Source organism: Pseudomonas sp. Irchel s3a12, from assembly GCF_900187485.1.
GTDB lineage: Bacteria > Pseudomonadota > Gammaproteobacteria > Pseudomonadales > Pseudomonadaceae > Aquipseudomonas > Aquipseudomonas neuropathica.
This window is the reverse complement of sequence record NZ_FYDN01000003.1, coordinates 247752-272103: the sequence shown is the minus strand read 5'-3', so window position 1 is coordinate 272103 and position 24352 is coordinate 247752. Positions and strand designations below refer to the sequence as shown.

Here is a 24352-nt window from a genome sequence, read left to right as displayed (position 1 = left end):
TAACTGCCACTAAGGGCAGTTGATAACAGGGCCTGAAAACTGGATATAACCCACGCTGTGGATAACCACCCCTTTAATCCACAGGCTTAAACCGGTTATCCAAGGCCCTTATTGACACATGATCACAGGGTTTTGAAACTCTGTACATATTGAATATAAAGGCTTGTAGCAATCTATCCACAGAAAGTATGCTCAGTAAGAATAAACATAAAAACAAAGGTTTTATAAATTTCTCTCTTTTTTATTCTTTTAACCTCGAGTTCTCCACAGCTGGTTAAATTTTGTGCAAAGGGTTCTTTAGGAAGGGCGAAGTCCCTATACTTGTCGACCAGGTTCAGAAACCTGATCTCAAACTATTCCTGAATTACCTACTTAAGCAGGCACGAGGTGCGTGGTGGATTTCCCTTCCCGTTTTGAAGTGATCGTCATCGGCGGCGGTCATGCCGGTACCGAGGCAGCACTGGCCTCAGCACGTATGGGGGCAAAAACCCTGTTGCTGACGCATAACGTGGAAACCCTCGGTGCCATGAGTTGCAACCCGGCCATCGGTGGCATTGGCAAAAGCCATCTGGTCAAGGAAATCGATGCCCTCGGCGGCGCGATGGCCACCGCTACCGATTTCGGTGGCATCCAGTTTCGCGTGTTGAACAGCCGCAAAGGCCCCGCCGTTCGGGCGACCCGTGCGCAAGCTGACCGGATTCTGTACAAAGCCGCTGTCCGCGAAATTCTGGAAAACCAGCCGAACCTGTGGATATTTCAACAAGCTGCTGACGACCTGATCGTCGAGCAGGAACAAGTCCGTGGTGTTGTCACGCAAATGGGTCTGCGTTTTCTCGCCGATTCCGTGGTGTTGACCACCGGTACGTTCCTCGGCGGACTTATCCACATCGGTTTGCAGAATTTTTCCGGCGGTCGCGCCGGTGATCCGCCGTCGATCGCCCTGGCTCACCGTCTGCGTGAACTGCCCCTGCGTGTCGGTCGCCTGAAAACCGGTACGCCGCCGCGTATCGACGGCAAGTCTGTGGATTTCTCGGTGATGACCGAGCAACCAGGCGATACGCCGATCCCGGTGATGTCGTTCATGGGCAACAAAGAACAGCATCCACGTCAGGTCAGTTGCTGGATTACTCACACCAACGCCCGCACCCACGAAATCATTGCCGCGAACCTCGATCGTTCGCCGATGTATTCCGCTGCCGGTGAGATCGAAGGCATTGGCCCGCGCTACTGCCCGTCGATCGAAGACAAGATCCACCGCTTTGCCGACAAGGAAAGCCATCAGGTGTTTATCGAACCGGAAGGTTTGACCACCCATGAGCTGTACCCGAACGGAATATCCACAAGCCTGCCGTTCGACGTGCAATTGCAGATCGTGCAATCGATTCGCGGCATGGAAAACGCGCACATCGTGCGTCCGGGTTATGCGATCGAGTACGACTACTTCGATCCGCGTGACCTGAAGTACAGCCTCGAGACCAAAGTCATCGGCGGTCTGTTCTTCGCCGGGCAAATCAACGGCACCACAGGTTACGAAGAAGCTGGCGCCCAAGGTTTGCTGGCCGGGGCCAACGCCGCACTGCGCGCCAAGGGCAAAGAAGCCTGGTGTCCGCGTCGCGATGAAGCGTACATCGGTGTGTTGGTCGACGACCTGATCACCCTCGGTACCCAAGAGCCGTACCGCATGTTCACTTCCCGTGCCGAATACCGCCTGATCCTGCGCGAGGACAACGCCGACCTGCGTTTGACCGAAAAAGGTCGCGAGCTCGGTTTGGTCGATGACGCACGTTGGGCAGCCTTCTGCAAGAAACGCGAAAGCATCGAACTCGAAGAACAGCGCCTGAAAAGCACTTGGGTTCGCCCGAATACGCAGCAGGGCGATGCGATCGCGGAAAAATTCGGCACGCCGCTGACCCACGAATACAACTTGCTCAACCTCTTGAGCCGTCCGGAAATCGACTACGCTGGTCTGGTCGAAGTGACCGGCAACGGCGCCGAAGATCCTCAGGTCGCCGAGCAGGTTGAAATCAAAACCAAGTACGCCGGTTACATCGACCGTCAACAGGACGAAATCGCCCGTCTGCGCGCCAGTGAAGACACGAAATTGCCTGTGGATATCGATTACACCAACATTTCCGGTCTCTCCAAGGAGATCCAGAGCAAGCTCGGTGCCACGCGTCCAGAGACGCTGGGTCAGGCTTCGCGGATCCCGGGTGTGACCCCGGCAGCGATTTCGCTGTTGATGATTCATTTGAAAAAACGCGGCGCGGGCCGTCAGTTGGAGCAAAGCGCTTGAGTTCTAAGGTCACTTCGCAACACGCCGAAGAGTTATCCACAGGAGCCCGCGAGCTCGGTGTCCATCTCACTGAAACCCAGCACGAATTGCTGCTGGGTTATCTGGCCCTGTTGATCAAATGGAACCAGGCCTACAACCTGACTGCGGTGCGCGATCCGGACGAAATGGTTTCGCGACACTTGCTCGATAGTCTGAGCGTGATGTCGTTCATCGAAAACGGTCGCTGGCTCGACGTCGGCAGTGGCGGCGGCATGCCGGGAATCCCGTTGGCGATTTTGTATCCTGACTCGCAAGTGACCTGCCTGGACAGCAACGGCAAGAAAACCCGCTTCCTGACCCAGGTTAAACTCGAACTCAAACTGGATAACCTGCAAGTTATCCACAGTCGTGTCGAAGCGTTCCAGCCTGCGCAGCCGTTCAACGGGATCATTTCCCGGGCGTTCAGCAGCATGGAAAACTTCACCAACTGGACTCGCCACCTCGGCGATGCCGATACACGCTGGCTGGCAATGAAGGGCGTTCATCCGGCCGATGAGCTGGTAGCATTGCCGGCAGACTTCAAACTCGATAGCGAACACGCCCTGGCCGTACCCGGTTGCCAAGGCCAACGCCATCTGCTGATACTGCGCCGCACGGCATGATTGGGAACACAAGCAAGAATGGCTAAGGTATTCGCGATAGCGAACCAGAAGGGTGGTGTGGGCAAGACCACCACCTGCATCAACCTCGCAGCATCCCTGGTCGCAACCAAGCGCCGGGTGCTGTTGATCGATCTCGATCCACAGGGCAACGCCACCATGGGTAGCGGTGTGGATAAACACGGTCTGGAAAATTCGGTCTATGACCTGCTGATCGGCGAGTGCGATCTGGCCCAGGCCATGCACTATTCCGAGCACGGCGGTTATCAACTGCTGCCGGCCAACCGCGATCTGACGGCGGCCGAAGTCGTGCTGCTGGAAATGCAGATGAAGGAAAGCCGTCTGCGCAGCGCGCTGGCGCCAATCCGCGAAAACTACGATTACATTCTGATCGACTGCCCGCCGTCGCTGTCGATGCTTACGCTGAACGCTTTGGTGGCCGCCGATGGGGTAATTATCCCCATGCAGTGCGAGTACTTTGCGCTCGAAGGCTTGAGCGACCTTGTGGATAACATCAAACGAATCGCTGAACTGCTGAATCCGAACCTGAAAGTCGAAGGTTTGCTGCGGACCATGTATGACCCGCGCCTGAGCCTGATGAACGACGTTTCGGCGCAGCTCAAGGAACACTTCGGCGATCAGCTGTACGACACGGTGATCCCGCGCAACATCCGTCTGGCCGAAGCGCCGAGCTACGGCATGCCGGCGCTGGCCTACGACAAGCAATCGCGCGGCGCCCTGGCTTATCTGGCCCTGGCCGGCGAGATGGTTCGTCGTCAGCGCAAAAACTCACGTATCGCCGCTGCTCAGGCAACTTAAGGAATCCCCATGGCCGTCAAGAAACGAGGTCTCGGACGTGGACTGGATGCACTGCTGAGTGGTCCGACCCTCAGCGCGCTGGAAGAACAAGCGGCGCAAGCTGACACCCGCGAACTGCAGCACTTGCCGTTGGATCTGCTGCAGCGCGGCAAATACCAGCCGCGCCGCGACATGGATCCGCAGGCGCTGGAAGAACTGGCAGCGTCGATCAAGGCGCAAGGCGTGATGCAGCCGATCGTGGTGCGCCCGATTGGCGGTGGCCGCTTCGAGATCATCGCCGGTGAACGTCGCTGGCGCGCGAGTCAGCAAGCCGGGCAGGAAACCATCCCGGCGATGGTCCGCGATGTGCCGGATGAAACCGCAATCGCCATTGCGCTGATCGAGAACATCCAGCGCGAAGACCTCAACCCGATCGAAGAAGCGGTGGCCCTGCAGCGTTTGCAGCAGGAATTCCAGCTCACACAGCAACAAGTTGCCGAGGCTGTGGGTAAGTCCCGCGTCACTGTGGCTAACCTGTTACGGCTTATTGCATTGCCGGAAGTCATCAAGACCATGCTGTCCCATGGCGACCTGGAAATGGGCCATGCCCGTGCTTTGCTCGGTCTGCCGGACAATCAACAGGTTGAAGGGGCGCGACATGTTGTCGCACGCGGTCTCACCGTGCGCCAAACTGAGGCACTGGTTCGCCAGTGGTTGAGTGGCAAACCGGAGCCTGTGGAAGCGACCAAACCCGACCCGGATATCGCCCGTCTCGAACAGCGTCTGGCCGAGCGCCTAGGCTCTGCGGTGCAGATTCGCCACGGCAAGAAGGGAAAGGGGCAGTTGGTGATCGGTTACAACTCCCTAGATGAGCTTCAAGGTGTGCTCGCACACATCCGCTGAAACATTTCCTCATGTAGCGCGCAGTCGGAAATCACTACCTGACAGTTGAATAGGGGCAGAACCGCCCCTATACTCTGCGCGCATTTTGTCGGCACAAATTATGCCAAGTTATTGAATTCTGGCAGCCGACCATTGGAGAGCAAACGTGATGGAAACCCGCAAGCCAAACCGCCTGCCGTTCCATCGCCTGGCGGTTTTTCCGGTGTTAATGGCTCAATTTGTCATTTTGCTCATTGCCGCTTTGGCGCTCTGGCAATGGCACGGAGTCGTTGCCGGATACTCGGGACTTTGTGGAGGCCTGATAGCCTTGCTGCCCAATGTTTATTTTGCTCACAAGGCATTTCGGTTTTCCGGCGCCCGAGCAGCCCAGTCCATCGTCCGGTCATTTTATGCCGGCGAGGCAGGCAAACTGATTTTGACGGCAGTGCTCTTTGCACTGGTGTTTGCAGGTGTGAAGCCACTGGCGCCGATAGCTGTATTCGGCGCGTTCGTGCTGACTCAGTCGGTCAGCTGGTTCGCTCCCCTGCTGATGAGAACAAGACTTTCGAGACCTTAGGGCGTTTGAGGCAACCATGGCAGAAACAACCGCTTCGGGCTATATCCAGCACCACTTGCAGAATCTGACCTTCGGTCAGCTACCTAACGGCGGCTGGGGCTTTGCCCACACCGCAGCAGAGGCCAAAGAAATGGGCTTCTGGGCTTTCCACGTCGATACTCTCGGCTGGTCGGTCGCGTTGGGTCTGATCTTCGTTCTTCTTTTCCGCATGGCGGCAAAGAAAGCGACTTCGGGTCAGCCGGGTGCTTTGCAGAACTTCGTTGAAGTATTGGTCGAATTCGTCGATGGCAGCGTGAAAGACAGCTTCCATGGCCGTAGCCCGGTGATTGCACCGCTGGCACTGACCATCTTCGTCTGGGTGTTCCTGATGAACGCCGTCGACCTGGTACCGGTCGACTGGATTCCTCAGCTGGCCATCCTGATCTCCGGTGACCACCACATCCCGTTCCGCGCCGTGTCGACTACCGACCCGAACGCGACCCTGGGCATGGCGTTCTCGGTTTTCGCACTGATCATTTTCTATAGCATCAAGGTCAAGGGCTTCGGCGGCTTCATCGGCGAACTGACCCTGCACCCGTTCGGCAGCAAGAACATCTTCGTTCAAGCCTTGCTGATCCCGGTGAACTTCCTGCTGGAATTCGTGACCCTGATCGCCAAACCGATCTCTCTGGCTCTGCGACTGTTCGGCAACATGTATGCCGGCGAGCTGGTGTTCATTCTGATCGCTGTGATGTTCGGCAGCGGTCTGCTCTGGCTGAGCGGCCTGGGCGTTGTTCTGCAGTGGGCGTGGGCTGTGTTCCACATCCTGATCATCACGCTGCAGGCGTTCATCTTCATGATGCTGACCATCGTCTACCTGTCGATGGCGCACGAAGAAAACCATTAAGACCAGTCTCGACTAGTCTGATGTCCTTCCCGGTCAAACGGGAAGGGGCTCTTCACAGGGCACCTGAAACGATTTGTTTTACCGCTTTAATCTAAAAAACCTAAACCATACGACGTAAAAGTCGGGAGGAAAGATGGAAACTGTAGTTGGTCTAACCGCTATCGCTGTTGCACTGTTGATCGGCCTGGGCGCACTGGGTACCGCAATTGGTTTCGGCCTGCTGGGCGGCAAGTTCCTGGAAGGCGCAGCGCGTCAGCCAGAAATGGTTCCAATGCTGCAAGTTAAAATGTTCATCGTTGCCGGTCTGCTCGACGCCGTAACCATGATCGGTGTTGGTATCGCTCTGTTCTTCACCTTTGCGAACCCGTTCGTTGGTCAGATCGCTGGCTAATTACCCGGATTCTTCCGAGTAATTTGATGTGATGGACAACGTAACTGCGAGGTGTTGGCGTGAACATTAATGCGACCCTGATTGGCCAGTCCGTTGCGTTCCTGATTTTTGTACTGTTCTGCATGAAGTATGTATGGCCTCCGGTCATCGCTGCTCTGCACGAACGTCAAAAGAAGATCGCTGATGGTCTGGACGCTGCCAGCCGTGCAGCTCGCGACCTGGAGTTGGCCCAAGAGAAAGCGGGTCAGCAACTGCGCGAAGCGAAAGCTCAGGCAGCTGAAATCATCGAGCAAGCCAAGAAACGCGGTAACCAGATTGTCGAAGAGGCCGTTGAAAAGGCCCGTGTCGACGCTGACCGTGTGAAGGTTCAGGCTCAAGCCGAGATCGAACAGGAACTGAACAGTGTCAAAGACAAGCTGCGCGCCCAAGTGGGTTTGCTGGCTGTCGGCGGCGCCGAGAAGATCCTGGGTGCCACAATCGATCAAAACGCGCACGCAGAGCTGGTTAACCAACTGGCTGCTGAAATCTAAGCGAGGGCGATCATGGCAGAACTGACCACGTTGGCCCGACCTTACGCTAAGGCGGCCTTCGAGCACGCTCAGGCCCACCAGCAACTGGCCAATTGGTCAGCCATGCTCGGCCTGGCTGCAGCGGTGTCGCAAGACGACACCATGCAGCGCGTGCTCAAGGCCCCGCGACTGACGAGCGCAGAAAAGGCCGCCACGTTTATTGACGTGTGCGGCGACAAGTTTGATGCCAAGGCACAGAACTTCATCAATGTCGTTGCCGAAAACGACCGTCTCCCGCTTCTGCCGGAGATTGCCGCTCTTTTCGACCTGTACAAGGCCGAACAAGAGAAGTCGGTAGACGTTGAAGTGACCAGTGCTTTTGCATTGAACCAAGAACAGCAAGACAAACTCGCCAAGGTTCTCAGTGCACGACTCAACCGGGAAGTGCGCCTGCAAGTTGCGGAGGATGCTGCCCTAATAGGTGGTGTCGTTATCCGCGCCGGCGACCTGGTTATCGATGGCTCGATTCGCGGCAAAATCGCGAAACTTGCCGAAGCATTGAAATCTTGAGTTTGAAGGGGCAGCAGAGCAATGCAGCAACTCAATCCTTCCGAAATAAGTGAAATTATCAAGGGCCGCATCGACAAGCTCGATGTGACCTCCCAAGCCCGTAACGAAGGCACTGTCGTCAGCGTATCTGACGGCATCGTGCGGATTCACGGTCTGGCCGACGTTATGTACGGCGAGATGATCGAGTTTCCGGGCGGCGTCTACGGTATGGCCCTCAACCTGGAGCAAGACTCCGTAGGTGCCGTTGTACTGGGCGCTTACCAGTCTCTGGCTGAAGGCATGAGCGCCAAGTGCACTGGCCGCATCCTCGAAGTTCCGGTTGGTAAGGAACTGCTGGGTCGCGTAGTCGACGCACTGGGTAACCCTGTTGACGGCAAAGGTCCACTGGGCAACACCGAGACCGACGCGGTCGAGAAAGTTGCACCGGGCGTGATCTGGCGTAAGTCGGTAGACCAGCCTGTACAGACTGGCTACAAGGCTGTCGATGCCATGATCCCTGTCGGCCGTGGCCAGCGTGAGCTGATCATCGGTGACCGTCAGATCGGTAAAACCGCTCTGGCGATCGACGCGATCATCAACCAGAAAGACAGCGGCATTTTCTGCGTCTACGTAGCTATCGGTCAGAAGCAATCGACCATCGCCAACGTGGTTCGCAAGCTGGAAGAAAACGGCGCCCTGGCCAACACGATCATCGTGGCTGCCAGTGCTTCGGAATCTCCTGCGCTGCAATTCCTGGCACCGTACTCCGGTTGCACCATGGGTGAATTCTTCCGCGACCGCGGTGAAGACGCGCTGATCGTTTATGACGATCTGTCCAAGCAAGCAGTGGCTTACCGCCAGATTTCCCTGCTGCTGCGCCGTCCACCAGGCCGTGAAGCTTACCCAGGCGACGTGTTCTATCTCCACTCCCGTCTGCTGGAGCGCGCATCCCGCGTTTCGGAAGAATACGTAGAGAAGTTCACCAACGGCGCAGTGACCGGCAAAACCGGTTCCCTGACCGCACTGCCGATCATCGAAACTCAGGCTGGCGACGTTTCCGCGTTCGTTCCGACCAACGTGATTTCCATCACCGACGGTCAGATCTTCCTGGAATCGGCCATGTTCAACTCGGGCATCCGCCCTGCAGTGAACGCCGGTGTTTCGGTATCCCGTGTGGGTGGTGCCGCTCAGACCAAGATCATCAAGAAGCTCTCCGGTGGTATCCGTACCGCTCTGGCTCAGTACCGTGAACTGGCGGCATTCGCCCAGTTCGCTTCTGACCTGGACGAAGCGACCCGTAAGCAACTTGAGCATGGTCAGCGCGTTACCGAGCTGATGAAGCAGAAGCAATACGCACCAATGTCGATCGCTGACATGGCGCTGTCGCTGTATGCCGCTGAGCGTGGGTTCCTGACTGACATTGAAATCGCCAAGATCGGCAGCTTCGAACAAGCGCTGATTGCTTTCTTCAACCGCGATCACGCCGATTTGATGGCCAAGATCAACGTTAAAGGTGACTTCAATGACGAAATCGACGCTGGCATGAAAGCCGGTATCGAGAAGTTCAAGGCCACCCAAACCTGGTAAGCCGCAGCGGGAGCCGCGAGGCTCCCGCTTGCTAACCTGATAGGTGTTACATGGCAGGCGCAAAAGAGATTCGCAGTAAGATTGCGAGCATCAAAAGCACGCAAAAGATTACCAGCGCCATGGAAAAAGTGGCGGTCAGCAAAATGCGCAAGGCACAAATGCGCATGGCTGCTAGCCGTCCTTATGCGGAGCGTATCCGCCAGGTTATTGGGCATCTGGCCAACGCCAACCCGGAATACCGCCACCCGTTCATGATCGACCGCGAAATCAAGCGCGTTGGTTATGTTGTGGTGAGCAGTGACCGTGGTCTGTGCGGCGGCTTGAACACCAACCTGTTCAAGGCCCTGGTCAAGGACATGGCGGTAAACCGCGAAAACGGCGTCGAGATTGATCTGTGTGTCGTTGGTAGCAAGGGTGCGGCCTTTTTCCGCAACTTCGGCGGTAACGTCGTTGCAGCTATCAGCCACCTGGGTGAAGAGCCGTCGATCAATGATCTGATCGGCAGCGTCAAGGTGATGCTGGATGCCTACCTGGACGGCCGTATTGACCGCCTGTCCGTGGTGTCCAACAAGTTCATCAACACCATGACGCAACAGCCTACCGTGGAGCAGTTGATTCCACTGGTGGCAACCCCGGATCAGGATCTCAAGCACCACTGGGACTATCTCTACGAACCGGATGCCAAAGAGCTGCTTGACGGCTTGATGGTCCGCTACGTTGAGTCGCAGGTCTACCAGGCGGTGGTCGAGAACAACGCGGCTGAACAAGCTGCGCGGATGATCGCGATGAAGAACGCTACCGACAACGCCGGTGATTTGATCAGCGATTTGCAGCTGATCTACAACAAGGCGCGTCAGGCTGCGATCACCCAAGAGATCTCGGAAATCGTCGGCGGCGCTGCCGCGGTTTAACGGTTCAAATATTCAGAGGATCCAGCTATGAGTAGCGGACGTATCGTTCAAATCATCGGCGCCGTTATCGACGTGGAATTTCCACGCGACAGCGTACCGAGCATCTACAACGCGCTGAAAGTAGTGAGCGCGGCTGAAACCACTCTGGAAGTTCAGCAACAGCTGGGCGACGGCGTGGTTCGCACCATTGCGATGGGTTCCACCGAGGGCTTGAAGCGCGGTCTGGAAGTTACCGACTCTGGCGCAGCCATCTCCGTACCGGTCGGTAAAGCGACCCTGGGCCGGATCATGGACGTCCTCGGTAACCCGATCGACGAAGCTGGCCCGATCGACACCGAAGAGCGTTGGGGCATTCACCGTCCAGCGCCTTCGTTCGCTGAGCAAGCAGGCGGCAACGACCTGCTGGAAACCGGCATCAAGGTTATCGACCTGGTTTGCCCGTTTGCCAAAGGCGGTAAAGTCGGTCTGTTCGGTGGTGCCGGTGTAGGCAAAACCGTAAACATGATGGAACTGATCCGTAACATCGCCATCGAGCACAGCGGTTATTCCGTGTTCGCCGGTGTGGGTGAGCGTACTCGTGAGGGTAACGACTTCTACCACGAGATGAAGGATTCCAACGTTCTGGACAAAGTGGCACTGGTTTACGGTCAGATGAACGAGCCGCCGGGTAACCGTCTGCGCGTAGCACTGACCGGCCTGACCATGGCCGAGAAGTTCCGTGACGAAGGTAACGACGTTCTGCTGTTCGTCGACAACATCTATCGTTACACCCTGGCCGGTACTGAAGTATCCGCACTGCTGGGCCGTATGCCTTCGGCAGTAGGTTACCAGCCGACCCTGGCTGAAGAGATGGGCGTTCTGCAAGAACGTATCACTTCGACCAAGGAAGGTTCGATCACTTCGATCCAAGCGGTATACGTACCTGCGGATGACTTGACCGACCCGTCGCCAGCGACCACCTTCGCCCACTTGGACGCCACCGTCGTTCTGTCCCGTGACATCGCTTCCCTGGGTATCTACCCAGCGGTAGATCCACTGGATTCGACTTCGCGCCAGCTGGACCCGAACGTAATCGGCCAGGACCACTACGACACCGCTCGCGGCGTTCAGTACGTTCTGCAACGTTACAAAGAGCTGAAGGACATCATCGCGATCCTGGGTATGGACGAGCTGTCGGAAGCCGACAAGCAGTTGGTAAACCGTGCTCGTAAGATCCAGCGCTTCTTGTCGCAGCCGTTCTTCGTGGCTGAAGTCTTCACCGGTGCTTCGGGTAAATACGTTTCCCTGAAAGACACTATTGCTGGCTTCAAAGGCATCCTCAATGGTGACTACGACCACCTGCCAGAACAAGCGTTCTACATGGTTGGCGGCATCGAAGAAGCGATCGAGAAAGCCAAGAAACTGTAATCCCGGCGCCCGGCAACGGGCGCTAATTTAGGTTGAGGCAATCAGATGGCTATGACAGTCCATTGCGATATCGTCAGCGCGGAAGGGGAAATCTTTTCCGGCCTGGTCGAGATGGTGATTGCGCACGGTGCACTGGGTGATCTTGGTATCGCTCTGGGTCACGCGCCGCTGATCACTAATCTGAAGCCAGGTCCGATCCGCCTGATCAAGCAAGGCGGGGAAGCCGAGGTGTTCTACATCTCCGGTGGTTTCCTCGAGGTTCAGCCGAACATGGTCAAGGTGCTTGCCGATACCGTGCAACGCGCCGCCGACCTGGATGAAGCTCAAGCCCAGGCAGCTCTCAAGGCTGCCGAAGCTGCTCTGCACGAGAAGAGCGCAGATTTCGACTACGGAGCTGCGTCCGCACGTCTGGCCGAGGCTGCAGCTCAGCTGCGCACCGTCCAGCAGATCCGCAAGAAGTTTGGCGGTTAATCCGTCAGCCGCTTGTTGTGCGATTGATAAAAAAGGGTAGCCTCGGCTACCCTTTTTTCTTTTCCGAATTCCCGAAACCCGGTCGCAGTTGCTGACCACCCAGGATTGGTAGCCAGTCATGTCTCTTGAAATCGTTATCCTCGCGGCCGGTCAAGGCACTCGTATGCGTTCGGCACTGCCGAAAGTGCTGCATCCGATTGCCGGCAACTCCATGCTGGGTCATGTTATCCACAGCGCCCGGCAACTTGATCCGCAACGCATTCATGTGGTGATCGGTCACGGCGCCGACGTGGTGCGCGAGCGACTGGCTGCCGACGATCTGAATTTCGTCCTGCAGGACAAGCAACTCGGCACCGGCCACGCCACCGCTCAAGCGGTGCCGTTCATTACTGCCGACACCGTGCTGATCCTCTACGGGGACGTGCCGCTGATCGAAGTCGAAACCCTGCAGCGTCTGCTCAAGCACGTCGTGCCTGGACAGATGGGCTTGCTCACCGTCGAGCTGGATGACCCGACCGGTTACGGCCGCATCGTGCGCGATATCGACGGTAAGGTGGCCGCAATCGTTGAGCACAAAGATGCCAGCGAAGCGCAACGCGCAATTACTGAAGGCAACACCGGCATTCTTGCTGTCCCGGCCAATCGTCTGGCTGACTGGATGAGCCGTCTGTCGAACAACAATGCGCAGGGCGAGTACTACCTGACCGACGTGATCGAGATGGCTGTCAGTGATGGTCTGGTGGTCGCCACCGAGCAACCGCACGACCCAATGGAAGTGCAGGGCGCCAACGATCGCAAGCAACTGTCTGAGCTGGAGCGTCATTACCAGTTGCGCGCTGGTCGTCGGTTGATGACGCAAGGCGTCACCCTGCGTGACCCGGCGCGCTTTGACGTGCGTGGTGAAGTGACCGTCGGTCGCGATGTGCTGATTGACATCAACGTGATCCTCGAAGGCAACGTTGTCATCGAAGATGACGTGGTGATCGGCCCGAACTGCGTGATCAAGGACAGCACCCTGCGCAAAGGCGTGGTCATCAAAGCCAACAGTCATATCGAAGGTGCCGTACTGGGCGAGGGCAGTGATGCCGGCCCGTTCGCGCGTCTGCGTCCAGGCACCGTGCTTGAAGCGGGCGCACATGTGGGTAACTTCGTTGAGCTGAAAAATGCCCGCATGGGCGAAGGCGCCAAGGCGGGACACCTGACTTATCTGGGCGATGCCGAGATCGGTGCCCGTACCAACATCGGCGCCGGCACCATCACCTGCAACTACGATGGCGCCAACAAGTGGAAAACCGTGCTGGGTGCAGATGTGTTCATCGGTTCCAATAATTCGTTGGTCGCGCCTGTGGATATCTCCGACGGTGCATCCACGGCGGCCGGCTCGACGATTACGCAGAATGTGGATAACGCGCAGTTGGCCGTGGGCCGAGCGCGGCAGAGAAATATCGACGGCTGGAAGCGGCCGGAGAAGATCAAGAAGAGCTGAGTTATCCACAGCGGTTTTTTGAAGATCAAGAGATCGCAGCCTTCGGCAGCTCCTACGGGAATGTTGAAGGCTGCGATTTTTTTTGGGTGACAGCTTGACGATTTAGAGCCGATAGGTTTTGATTGCTTCCGTTATCTTTCGAAACGAAACTTAAGTCGCCATGTCGAAACGCAATACGCCGCAACGCCGCCACAACATCCTCGCCTTGCTCAACGAGCAGGGCGAAGTCAGTGTGGATGAACTGGCCAAGCGCTTCGAAACCTCGGAGGTTACGATTCGCAAGGATCTCGCCGCGCTGGAAAGCCACGGTCTGTTGCTGCGCCGCTACGGCGGGGCGATCACCATGCCGCAGGAACTGGTCGCGGAAACCGCGCAGAGCGTTTCCAAGTACAAACAGGCCATCGCCCGCGCGGCGGTGAAACGCATCCGCGAGCACGCGCGCATCATCATCGACAGCGGCAGCACCACTGCCGCGATGATCCCCGAACTTGGCCAGCAGCCGGGTTTGGTGGTGATGACCAATTCCCTGCACGTCGCCAACGCCCTGAGCGAACTCGAGCACGAACCGGTGCTGTTGATGACCGGCGGCACCTGGGATCCGCATTCGGAATCCTTTCAGGGCCAGGTCGCCGAGCAGGTACTACGCTCTTACGACTTCGACCAGTTGTTCATTGGCGCCGACGGTATCGATCTGGTGCGCGGCACGACGACTTTCAATGAATTGCTGGGACTTAGCCGGGTCATGGCCGAGGTGGCGCGAGAAGTCATCGTCATGGTCGAGGCCGACAAGATCGGTCGCAAGATTCCCAATCTGGAACTGCCGTGGAGCAGCGTCCATACCCTCATTACCGATGATCGCCTGCCTATCGAAGCGCGCGATCAGATACAGGCCCGCGGTATCACCGTGATTTGCGCGGCTGTCAGTCAGGAGAAATAAGCATGTGTGGAATTGTCGGCGCAGTTGCTGAACGTAATATCACCGCCATCCTGCTCGAAGGCCTCAAGCGCCTTGAATACCGCGGCTACGACAGCGCCGGTGTCGCGGTCTTCACCAACGACGAAACCCTCGAGCGCATGCGTCGTCCGGGCAAGGTCAGCGAACTCGAAGCCGCATTGGCCGAGCATCCGTTGGTTGGCCGTCTCGGCATTGCTCACACCCGCTGGGCCACCCACGGCGCACCGTGCGAGCGTAACGCGCACCCGCATTTCTCCGGCGACATCGCGGTGGTGCACAACGGCATCATCGAAAACCACGAAGCCCTGCGTGAACAACTGAAAGCGCTGGGTTACGTGTTTACTTCGGATACCGACACCGAAGTTATCGCCCATCTGCTCAACCACAAGCTCAAGGATCAGCCAGACCTGAGCGTTGCGCTTAAAGCGACGGTCAAGGAATTGCACGGTGCTTATGGTCTGGCGGTGATCAATGCCAAACAGCCTGATCGTCTGGTCGCCGCGCGCAGTGGCAGCCCATTGGTGATCGGTCTGGGTCTGGGCGAGAATTTCCTCGCCTCTGACCAATTGGCCCTGCGTCAGGTCACCGACCGGTTCATGTATCTGGAAGAAGGCGATATCGCCGAAATTCGCCGCGATAACGTGCAGATCTGGGACATCAACGGCAATGCCGTCGAGCGCCAGACCGTGCAGTACAGCGATGGTGCTGAAGCTGCCGACAAAGGTGAATACCGCCACTACATGCTCAAGGAAATCCACGAGCAACCGGCCGTTGTACAACGCACCCTCGAAGGTCGCCTGAGCAACGATCAGGTGCTGGTGCAAGCGTTCGGCCCACAAGCGGCCGAACTGTTCGCCAAAGTCCGCAACGTGCAGATCGTCGCGTGCGGCACCAGTTATCACGCGGGTATGGTCGCGCGGTACTGGCTCGAAGAATTGGCCGGCATTCCGTGCCAGGTCGAAGTCGCCAGCGAATTCCGCTACCGCAAAGTGGTGGTGCAGCCGGACACCTTATTCGTGACCATCTCGCAGTCCGGCGAAACCGCCGACACCCTGGCGGCGCTGCGCAATGCCAAGGAACTGGGCTTCCTCGCCAGCCTGGCCATCTGCAACGTTGGCATCAGCTCGCTGGTGCGCGAATCCGACCTGACCCTGCTGACCCAGGCCGGCCGCGAAATCGGCGTCGCCTCGACTAAAGCCTTCACCACGCAACTGGTCGGCCTGTTGCTGCTGACTCTGTCGCTGGGTCAAGTACGCGGGACGTTAGCCGAGGGCGTTGAAGCGCGTCTGGTCGAGGAACTGCGTCGTCTGCCAACCCGTCTCGGTGAAGCATTGGCCATGGACAGCACCGTGGAAAAAATCGCCGAGCTGTTCGCCGAGAAGAACCACACGCTATTTCTCGGTCGTGGTGCGCAATTCCCGGTAGCAATGGAAGGCGCCTTGAAACTCAAGGAAATCTCCTACATCCACGCCGAAGCCTACCCGGCCGGCGAACTGAAACACGGCCCGCTGGCGCTTGTGGATAACGATATGCCGGTGGTTACCGTCGCGCCGAACAACGAACTGCTGGAAAAGCTCAAATCCAACCTGCAGGAAGTCCGTGCCCGTGGCGGTGAACTGATCGTATTCGCCGATGAGAAAGCCGGGATGACCAACGGCGAAGGCACCCACGTGGTGCAGATGCCGCACATCCACGACATCCTCTCGCCGATCCTCTACACGATTCCGCTGCAGTTGCTGTCGTACTACGTGGCGGTACTCAAGGGCACGGACGTCGATCAGCCGCGTAACCTGGCGAAGTCGGTGACGGTGGAATAAGTTATCCACAGCTGACCTACGCACAAAAAATCGCAGCTTCGGCTGCGATTTTTGTATCTGACTCGAGAGGCACCATGGATCGCTTCCAGGAAATGCACATCTTCACCACCGTCGCCCAAGAGCAAGGCTTTTCCTCTGCCGCGCGGCGTCTGGGTTTGTCAGCGGCCAGCGTCACGCGTGCGGTGGCGGCGTTGGAGTTGCGCATCGGCACGCAGTTGCTGATTCGTACTACGCGCAGTGTGCATTTGAGCGAAGCCGGGCAGCGTTATCTGGAGGATTGTCGGAGGATTCTCGCTGAGGTGCAGGAAGCCGAGGATTCGGCAGCGGGCAGTCATGCCGAGCCGCGTGGGCAACTGACGGTCACAGCGCCGGTGTTGTTCGGTGATTTGTTTGTGACGCCGCTGATGGCGCGTTATCTGGCGCAGTATCCGGATGTCACGATCAATGCGGTACTGGTCGATCGGATCGTCAACATGGTCGAGGAGGGCATCGATGTGGCGGTGCGCATCGGTGATCTGCCGGACAGCAGTCAGCATGCTGTTCGCGTGGGTGAGGTGCGTAGGGTCATTTGCGGCTCGCCGGACTACTTTGCCAAATATGGCCGACCGGCTCATCCCCACGCGTTGGCGGGCGCGCCAGTGGTGGCGACTTCAGCGATTGGCCAGCAACGCAGTTGGCCGTTTCTCGACGCGGGTGAACCGCTTAGCGTGCGTCCTGAGCCGCGTCTGATCGTGACCGCCAATCAGGCAGCGATTACCGCAGCCTGCATGGGGCTGGGCTTGACTCGGGTGCTGTCTTATCAAGTTGCCAGCAAAATCGCGACCGGTGAGCTGGAAATCGTCCTCGCTGAATTTGAACTGCCGACATTGCCGATCCATGTGGTGTATCAGGGAGGGCGCAAGGCGCCGGCGCGGATCCGCAGTTTTGTCGATTTCACCGCCAACGCTTTGCGCGAACATCCTGCTTTGAAAGGCGCTGCGTTATTGCACCCGATGAAATAATCGATTGCAGTTGCTGGTGATTCTGTTGTTTTCGCGATCAGCGCAAGATGGCCTCCATCGGCGCTCTCATCCTCGCAGCGGCGCCACTGTTCAGCGGAGTCGACCATGCAAGCGATCAAACTCTACAACTTTCCACGTTCCGGCCACGCCCACCGTGTCGAGCTGATGTTGTCCCTGTTGCAACTGCCGACCGAGCTGATCTTCGTCGATCTGGCCAAAGGTGAGCACAAGCAGCCGGCGTATCTGGCGATCAACAGTTTCGGCCAGGTGCCGGCCATCGATGACGACGGTGTGGTGCTGGCCGACTCCAACGCGATTCTAGTGTACCTGGCGCAGAAATACGGCAACGGCCGTTGGTTGCCAACGGACCCGGTCGGCGCCGCACGTGTGCAGCGCTGGTTGTCGGCCGCCGCCGGACCGATCGCTTTCGGGCCCGCTGCAGCGCGACTGGTCACGGTGTTTGGCGCACAACTGAATGCGGACGAGGCAATCACCCGGGCGCACAACCTGCTCAAAGTGATGGACATCGAGTTGGGCAAAACCGCGTACCTGGCCGGCGACGAACCGACCATTGCCGACGTTTCTGCCTACAGTTACATCGCCCACGCACCGGAAGGCAACGTGTCACTGGACGATTACGGCAACGTCCGCGCCTGGCTGGCGCGGGTTGAAGCCTTGCCTGGTTTCGTCGGCATGCCGCGTACGGTTGCCGGTCTGCAAACCACTGCCTGATTTTCGCAATCGACACTGCGCCGACGGTGCAGGGGAGAGGTCGTGATGGAACGTTCACCGTGGCACGCTGGCGAACAGCAATTGCAGGCCCATGTCGGCGTTGCCGATCGTATGGAAGCCTTCGGGCGTAAGGTGATTCGCACCTGGATGCCGGATCAGCACCGAGAGTTCTATCAGCAACTGCCTTTCATGCTGTACGGCGCAGTCGATGCGCAGGGGATGCCGTGGGCCAGTGTGCTCGAAGGTGCGCCGGGGTTTGCCCGTTCGCCGGATCCCGAGCATTTGCATTTCGCCAGCCAGCCTGCTGCCGATGACCCGGCGCAACTGCGCAATGGCGAGCCGATCGGTTTACTCGGCATCGAATTGCATACCCGCCGGCGCAATCGCCTCAACGGCCATGTCGGCAATCTGAGCGCTGATGGTTTTGAAGTAAGCGTGGATCAGGCCTTCGGCAACTGCCCGCAATACATTCAACTGCGTCAGTTTCAGCGGGTGCCGCTGACGGATCCGCAGACACGCCCGGCTGAGCATCTGCACGGCCTCGATGACGCGGCCGTTGCGCTGATCACTGGCGCCGATACGTTTTTTGTTGCCAGTTATGTGGATGTCGACGGCCAGCGTGCGGTGGATGTTTCCCACCGGGGTGGCCAGGCCGGTTTCGTCCGTGTGAAAGGCAATCGTCTTACCATCCCTGACTTTGCCGGCAATCTGCATTTCAACACCCTCGGCAATCTGCTGCTCAATCCCAAGGCCGGCTTGCTGTTCATCGACTTTTCCACAGGTGATCTGCTGCAACTCAGCGGGCGTACCGAGATCCTTCTCGATGACCCGCAGATCGAAGCCTTTCAAGGTGCGGAACGGCTGTGGACATTTGAGGTGGAAAAACTGGTGCGGCGTCCGGCCGCTCTGGCGTTACGCTGGCGCTTCGACGGCATGTCGCCGACCAGCCTGCTGACCGGCAATTGGGCCGAGGCGGACGCGCGTTTGCAGGCGCAGGCACTGGGTAATCAATGGCGGCCGTTGCGCGTGGCGAAGATCGAAGCAGAAAGTCGCAGCATCCGTTCAATCTATCTGGAGCCAACCGATGGCGCCGGGTTGCCAGTGTTTCTCGCGGGTCAGCATTTGCCAGTGCGTTTCACTATTGATGGCGAGGTGCATATCCGCACCTACAGTCTTTCGAGTGCGCCATCGGATGGTTTCTACCGGATCAGCGTGAAGCGCGAAGGGCTGATTTCCTCGCACCTGCATGAGCAGATTCGCGTTGGTGATGTGCTCGAGGCGCGGGCGCCGCAGGGGCATTTCACCGTGGCGCCGCTGGAACAGCGACCGTTGGTGCTGCTGGCTGCCGGGGTCGGCATCACGCCGTTGCTGTCGATGTTGCGCGAGGTTGTGTACCAGGGCTTGCGCACGCGGGGGATTCGTCCGACGTTGTTGCTGCAGAGTTCGCGCAGTCTGGCGGATCAGCCATTTCGAAAGGAGCTGGATCGTTTGCTCGAAACCGCAGGCGATTCTGTACGAGTGCTGCGTTTGCTCAGCCAGCCGGAAGCCGATCTGCAAGAGGGCGAGGATTTCGATGTGCATGGGCGCATCGACGGCGCGGTGCTGAGGAACCTGCTGGAGGCCGAGGATTTCGATCAGCTCGACTTTGTGCTCTGTGGCCCTGGTGGTTTTACCCAAGGGTTGTACGACACTCTGCGCGAACTGGATGTGCGCGACGCGCAGATTCACGCGGAAACCTTTGGCCCGTCGACGCTGAAACGTCAGGCCGATCCGGATGCGATCGTGATCGAGCAACCGCCCGCAGCAGCCACGTCGGTGCCGGTGGTGTTTGAGCGCTCGGCGAAAGAGGCACGTTGGCAACCCGATGGCGGCAGTTTGCTGGAGTTGGCGGAAAGCCGCGGATTGCGTCCGGAGTTCAGTTGCCGCGGTGGTTCGTGCGGTACCTGCAAGACCCGGCTGGTCAGTGGTGCGGTGAATTATCCACAGGTGCCGGCGGATATTCCGGAAGCGGGGCACGTGCTGATTTGTTGTGCAGTTCCGGCACAAAGCAATCAGCCGCTGGTACTGGATCTGTAGCTACTTTCCTGCGACGAATTTTTGCGGATTTCGAATCAGTCGTTTTCACCACTGACAGGCATCTTGAATCTGTCGCAGCAGTGGCATCAATTGCCGATAGCCTTGCAGGCAGCTTCCGCCAGCGTTGAATCCCGGCATCAGTCGGGGAGCGACGCTTTCGCCGACGGTTTCGCTACGAGAGAAGTTGAGCAGTTCGTCTCCGTAATGGCCTATGCCCGTGCTCGGCGTCTTGTTGGCTTCGCACGAGCTCCCACGATATTTCGCACGCTGCGTTCGACCAGTTGCAGGCTGGCCTCACGCCAATTGATCCACTGCCAGTCGGCAATATTGCGGGCGGCGGGGAACTTCCCGCTGCGTTGGAAGCCATTGATCAGGTCGGCAAGGCTTTGCGGATCCTGCAAGTCGAAATACGCCATGAACTCGCCGGCAATTTCGCGGAACACTGCAATATCGCTGCCCATCGCCGGCAGGCCGCGTTGCATGGCTTCCACCAGCGGCAAACCAAAGCCTTCAACGAACGAGGGGAACACCAACGCGCTGGCGTGGGCGTAGGCATGTTCGAGGCTGGTGTCGCTGAGGTCGTTGAACATGAACAGGCGCCGGTTAAGCTCTGGATGATTGCTCACACGGGCAAGCAGGGCATCGCACTTCCAGCCGACCTGCCCGGCGATACACAACCGTGCCGTGGAACCGGCGGCCCAGGCGCGTTCTAAGGCGTCGAGCAGATACGCATGGTTCTTGCGCGGCTCAATGGTGCTCACCATCAGGAACACCGGATCGGTTGTCATAAACAACTTCTTCAGGCGCGGCTCGACGGTTCCTTCGGTGTTTCGCAGATCAAGTTCGGAGCCAAGGTGAAAAAAATCGAACCAACATTTGTCGGTCCGTTCGGTACCGATTCGGTACTTCAACTCCTCACGCAGTTGATCGCGTACCGTTGCGGAAATCGCCATGTAGCCATCGGCCGTGCGGGTGATCCAGTCGAACCACTCGCTGAAAACCCCAACCAGCCGGGATTCGTAAAACTGTGGATGAGTCAGCGGAATGAGGTCGTAGATCACCGCAATCACACCGACGCCGTCGCGTTTGATTCGCTCGACCTGGGCGAAAAAGTCCGAGTGCCAGGACGAGTCCAGCAACAGCAGTTGATCCCCCGGCTGGTGTTGGAGCGGGGTGCAACGTTTAAGCAATTGCGAGCGATTGATCCGTCGAATCAGGCGCAGTTGCAGGCCGAACGCGCCGAAGCTGGTCAGCCGGTAGCCGACATACAAAATCCGTCGCGTCAGTTTCGAGGTGCATTGTGCATCGCGCCGCTCATGCCATTGGCAGAGGCGATGGGCCAGGCGCTCCAGGCGTTCTCCGAAGTTTTCAAGTTTATTGAAGAATGGCGTATTGAGCGGTGCGAGTTGCAGCACGCGATAGAGTTGGCCATTGAGCAACACCACCGGCATGCATTCGATGCCTTCGGTGCTGGCGGGCAATTGATTAATGACGTTTCGCACTACACGCTGAATACCCGAGTTGACCATCGGGTGTTTAAACACATGGGTGCATTCCACTAGCAAGCGGTTCATGGTGTGCGCTCGAGCAGGCTGACTTCGGTATGCCGGTTGATCGTGGTCTGAGCATTGAGCCACGAGCAACCAACGAAATCTTCGCGTCGATTGTTGATGACATGAAACACCAGACCAAGATCCCGCCATTCGTAATTGCGGTCCAGGTGCGAGTCGAGCCGCGACAGGCTAAGGGCCACGGAGTAGTTGCCTTTGCCCAGCCCCATGACAAACGCGAAGCGATAGGTGATGCGCTCGCCGGCCCGCACGTTTTCCAGTGCCTGGTTCTGGCGATGGGTGTTGATGCCGTACATGGGCTGGCCGAGGCGATCCTTGATCATGAACCCCAGGACCAGACGTTCGAGGTCCTGACGCACTTCGACATCCACAGCCAGTACCACGGGTTGGCCGACTTCGGCGACTTCGATGGAACGGTCGGATTCATCCAGCAGGCGCACGCGCAGAATGCCGGCCTCACCGGTGCCCGACACAGTTTGTACCTGGCCGCCGCTGAGTATTTCCTGGCGAACGGTCTGGCCCTCACGTTCAGCGAGCAAGGCGTTGTAGTAGTCCATCACTGCTTCGGGCGTGTCGTGCATGGCCATGCGGCCACCATCGAGCAGAATCGCCGAATCGCAGATCGATTGAATCGCCGAGCGGTCGTGGGACACGATCAGCAGGGTGGTGCCGGCCGCGCGGAAGCCGCGGATGCGTTCAAAACTCTTATGCTGGAAGTAGGCATCGCCCACGGACAACGCTTCGTCGACGATCAGAATATCGGGTCGGCGTGCGGTGGCGACGCTGAACGCCAGCCGCATCTGCATGCCACTGGAGTAGGTGCGCACTGGATGATCAATCGCCTCGCCGATTTCAGCGAAGCTCTCGATCTGTGGCATCAATGCGTTGATTTCCTCGAGATGCAAGCCGAGCAACTGCCCAGCCATCACAGCGTTTTGCCGGCCAGTAAAGTCTGGGTGAAATCCCATGCCCAACTCAAGTAGTGCAGCCACCCGACCCGAAAGCTCAATGGTGCCGCAAGTCTGGCGATTGGTGCCGGTGATCATCTTCAGCAGCGTACTCTTGCCAGCGCCATTAACCCCGACGATGCCCACGGCTTGGCCGGCAGGAATCTCGAACGTGAGGTCCTTGAGTACCCAATGCTGGCGGTGATGAAGCGTTGAAAAAGGAGTCATCCATTCGGCCAGACGGCTCCAGCGACTGGGGTATTGCTTGAAGGCTTTACCTAGCCCGGTCACACGAATATGTCCCATCAGAGCTCATCCTCCATTGCACCGACCTGACGGCGAAACAGACACAGACCGATTGCGCAGAACGCGGCGCCAATCACGAAGGTCGGAAGCAGCGAACTCCAGATTGGCCATTGGCCGTACACGAACACATTCTGGTAGCTAGCCATCAGGCTGGTCAGAGGGTTGAATTGCAGCAGGCTCTGCAGCCGCTCCGGCAATATGGTGATGGGGTAAATGATCGGGGTCAGCCAGAACCAGAACTGGAGACAGATACCGAACAGTTGGCCGACATCGCGGAAGAATACGTTGAGTACGCCCAACATCATGCCGAGTCCTGCGCAGAGCATCATTTGCAGGGCAACCAGTGGTACCAGCGCCAGCAATGCCATACCCGGCCAGCGTCCGGTAATGAGCAGAAAACCCAGAAACAAGCCGATGATGATGGCGAAATTTATCGCCGCATTGAGTAGCACGATCACCGGCAAACAGACCTTCGGAAAACTGATCTTCTTCAGCAGATTCGCGTTGTCCAGAAACATGTTCTGGCTGCGCAGCGTGATTTCGGCAAACAGCCCCCACGCCAGTAGACCTGCGCATAGATAAATGCTGTAGGCCATGCTGTCGTCCACGCCCGGTAAGCGGGTGTGCATGATGTGGGAAAAGATCACGGTGTAGATGACGATCATCGACAGCGGATTGAAGATCGGCCACAGGGCGCCGAACAGTGAATTGCGATAACGCGCCTGGAACTCTCTCTGCACGCTGCCGAGGATGAAACCTCGGTAGTCATGCAGTGATCGATAAACGGAAAGCAGCATTTAAGTCGTCCTGCTGTATGGTTTTTTGAAGCGGACGACGTTGTCCTCTCCCCGGTATTCGCCGCCTCGTATTCCTATGCTCGATACACCGATCACATGGGAGTTTTCCTGGCGATGCTTGTGGCCGGCGGCGATGAAGGTCGATTTGGAATTGGCCAGATATGAGCCGTTCTGGACGCAGGCGTCAGCGGAACTGGCAGGCAGGAATGTGCCGGCACGGCCGCGCGTTTTGGGGCGCTGCAACAGGGTGAGCGTACCGAGCAGATTGATCTCGGGCGTACGTGCCGGATCGCGGAAGGCTTCGGAGGCGAGGGGCTGCCCGGCCAATTGAATGACTGCGTCAGGCAGTGGCGACCACAGATTGGTGTGGCTAAGCGAATGGATAAGTTCGCAGGTCGACGCGGCAGGCAGCAAATCCCACGACCAACCCGACGATGCCAGACGCGACCGGATATGTTGTCCAACGCATCCACTCGGATCCGTGACGAACAGACGCTTTTTCAAACAGCGACCCCTTGGTCTTGAACTTGCGCCTCCTTCCCACAGGCCTTGAGGAAAAGTCTGTCAGACCGAAAGAAAAACCGGGTGAAAGGCAGGCGAAGTCAGTTGTTGTAGTTGTTTGTGACCAATCTGTGCCAATTGCGCAGCAATTTCAACAGGGCAAACCGTGACCGGTCAGTTCTCGTCAGCGTAGTCGATTAATTCTCGCCGGGCGGTTCACGAACCCTTCGCGGATGTGTTTAGAATGCGCCTTGTCACGATTGG

At 57.9% G+C, this 24352-nt stretch carries 23 protein-coding genes and 1 pseudogene; 19 read left to right on the top strand and 5 right to left on the bottom strand.

From position 1 onward, the window contains the following. Nucleotides 1-394 precede the first annotated feature (394 nt). From mnmG to CKW14_RS07330, 19 genes are all read left to right on the top strand, one after another. Nucleotides 395-2293, top strand: coding sequence for a tRNA uridine-5-carboxymethylaminomethyl(34) synthesis enzyme MnmG (gene mnmG, locus CKW14_RS07420; protein ID WP_095125083.1), 1899 nt, complete (start codon nt 395-397; stop codon nt 2291-2293). Continuing rightward, entirely contained in the window at nt 2290-2934 is a 645-nt protein-coding gene (gene rsmG, locus CKW14_RS07415; protein WP_064116544.1) for a 16S rRNA (guanine(527)-N(7))-methyltransferase RsmG, read from the top strand. The genes mnmG and rsmG overlap by 4 nt, the downstream gene beginning before the upstream one ends. Before the next feature lie 18 nt (nt 2935-2952). Then, entirely contained in the window at nt 2953-3750 is a 798-nt protein-coding gene (locus tag CKW14_RS07410) for a ParA family protein (protein ID WP_008084406.1), read from the top strand. A 9-nt stretch (nt 3751-3759) separates the two neighbouring features. Beyond that, a complete protein-coding gene (locus CKW14_RS07405) occupies nt 3760-4632 on the top strand; it encodes a ParB/RepB/Spo0J family partition protein (protein ID WP_095125082.1) in 873 nt (290 codons plus the stop codon). Nucleotides 4633-4780: 148 nt separating this feature from the next. Further along, nucleotides 4781-5188 carry a F0F1 ATP synthase subunit I gene (locus tag CKW14_RS07400; protein WP_003229783.1) on the top strand — a complete coding sequence of 136 codons (408 nt, stop codon included), beginning with the start codon at nt 4781-4783 and terminating at the stop codon, nt 5186-5188. Nucleotides 5189-5204: 16 nt separating this feature from the next. Next, a complete protein-coding gene (gene atpB, locus CKW14_RS07395; RefSeq protein ID WP_007911917.1) occupies nt 5205-6074 on the top strand; it encodes a F0F1 ATP synthase subunit A in 870 nt (289 codons plus the stop codon). Nucleotides 6075-6207: 133 nt separating this feature from the next. Continuing rightward, nucleotides 6208-6465, top strand: a complete 258-nt coding sequence (atpE, locus tag CKW14_RS07390; protein WP_003097235.1) for a F0F1 ATP synthase subunit C — start codon at nt 6208-6210, stop codon at nt 6463-6465. A gap of 59 nt (nt 6466-6524) precedes the next feature. Next, the gene (locus tag CKW14_RS07385; RefSeq protein ID WP_003229781.1) at nt 6525-6995 is read left to right on the top strand and encodes a F0F1 ATP synthase subunit B; all 471 of its coding nucleotides are present in this window, start codon (nt 6525-6527) and stop codon (nt 6993-6995) included. Nucleotides 6996-7007: 12 nt separating this feature from the next. Then, the gene (locus CKW14_RS07380; RefSeq protein ID WP_007911956.1) at nt 7008-7544 is read left to right on the top strand and encodes a F0F1 ATP synthase subunit delta; all 537 of its coding nucleotides are present in this window, start codon (nt 7008-7010) and stop codon (nt 7542-7544) included. Between the two features lie 21 nt (nt 7545-7565). After that, entirely contained in the window at nt 7566-9110 is a 1545-nt protein-coding gene (gene atpA / locus CKW14_RS07375) for a F0F1 ATP synthase subunit alpha (protein WP_016984064.1), read from the top strand. Nucleotides 9111-9160: 50 nt separating this feature from the next. Then, complete coding sequence (atpG, locus tag CKW14_RS07370) at nt 9161-10021, top strand: F0F1 ATP synthase subunit gamma (RefSeq protein ID WP_007911960.1); 861 nt, start codon at nt 9161-9163, stop codon at nt 10019-10021. Between the two features lie 27 nt (nt 10022-10048). Next, the gene (gene atpD, locus CKW14_RS07365) at nt 10049-11428 is read left to right on the top strand and encodes a F0F1 ATP synthase subunit beta (protein ID WP_007911961.1); all 1380 of its coding nucleotides are present in this window, start codon (nt 10049-10051) and stop codon (nt 11426-11428) included. 45 nt (nt 11429-11473) lie between these two features. Then, entirely contained in the window at nt 11474-11899 is a 426-nt protein-coding gene (locus CKW14_RS07360; RefSeq protein WP_007954164.1) for a F0F1 ATP synthase subunit epsilon, read from the top strand. A gap of 118 nt (nt 11900-12017) precedes the next feature. Next, entirely contained in the window at nt 12018-13385 is a 1368-nt protein-coding gene (gene glmU / locus CKW14_RS07355; RefSeq protein WP_095125081.1) for a bifunctional UDP-N-acetylglucosamine diphosphorylase/glucosamine-1-phosphate N-acetyltransferase GlmU, read from the top strand. A 160-nt stretch (nt 13386-13545) separates the two neighbouring features. Further along, complete coding sequence (locus CKW14_RS07350; RefSeq protein ID WP_007911964.1) at nt 13546-14322, top strand: DeoR/GlpR family DNA-binding transcription regulator; 777 nt, start codon at nt 13546-13548, stop codon at nt 14320-14322. Between the two features lie 2 nt (nt 14323-14324). Beyond that, nucleotides 14325-16157, top strand: coding sequence for a glutamine--fructose-6-phosphate transaminase (isomerizing) (glmS, locus tag CKW14_RS07345; RefSeq protein ID WP_095049585.1), 1833 nt, complete (start codon nt 14325-14327; stop codon nt 16155-16157). Between the two features lie 74 nt (nt 16158-16231). Then, the gene (locus CKW14_RS07340; protein ID WP_093429557.1) at nt 16232-17158 is read left to right on the top strand and encodes a LysR family transcriptional regulator; all 927 of its coding nucleotides are present in this window, start codon (nt 16232-16234) and stop codon (nt 17156-17158) included. Between the two features lie 105 nt (nt 17159-17263). Further along, the gene (locus CKW14_RS07335; RefSeq protein ID WP_095125080.1) at nt 17264-17890 is read left to right on the top strand and encodes a glutathione S-transferase family protein; all 627 of its coding nucleotides are present in this window, start codon (nt 17264-17266) and stop codon (nt 17888-17890) included. A gap of 45 nt (nt 17891-17935) precedes the next feature. Then, nucleotides 17936-19966 (top strand): pyridoxamine 5'-phosphate oxidase family protein, encoded by a 2031-nt coding sequence (locus tag CKW14_RS07330; protein WP_095125079.1) that lies wholly within the window; start codon nt 17936-17938, stop codon nt 19964-19966. 209 nt (nt 19967-20175) lie between these two features. Here the strand turns inward: CKW14_RS07330 and CKW14_RS07325 are convergent, their stop codons facing one another. The 5 genes and pseudogenes from CKW14_RS07325 to CKW14_RS30385 form a co-directional block, all read right to left on the bottom strand. Further along, nucleotides 20176-21540 (bottom strand): glycosyltransferase family 1 protein, encoded by a 1365-nt coding sequence (locus CKW14_RS07325; protein ID WP_095049588.1) that lies wholly within the window; start codon nt 21538-21540, stop codon nt 20176-20178. Then, entirely contained in the window at nt 21537-22790 is a 1254-nt protein-coding gene (locus CKW14_RS07320) for an ABC transporter ATP-binding protein (RefSeq protein ID WP_095049589.1), read from the bottom strand. Before CKW14_RS07320 ends, CKW14_RS07325 begins: the two co-directional genes overlap by 4 nt. Then, a complete protein-coding gene (locus tag CKW14_RS07315; RefSeq protein WP_095049590.1) occupies nt 22790-23587 on the bottom strand; it encodes an ABC transporter permease in 798 nt (265 codons plus the stop codon). Before CKW14_RS07315 ends, CKW14_RS07320 begins: the two co-directional genes overlap by 1 nt. Continuing rightward, entirely contained in the window at nt 23588-23746 is a 159-nt protein-coding gene (locus CKW14_RS30390) for a hypothetical protein (RefSeq protein WP_371857735.1), read from the bottom strand. 24 nt (nt 23747-23770) lie between these two features. Continuing rightward, nucleotides 23771-24091, bottom strand: a pseudogene (locus CKW14_RS30385) (NAD-dependent epimerase/dehydratase family protein); the annotation flags it as partial. Nucleotides 24092-24352: the final 261 nt, after the last annotated feature.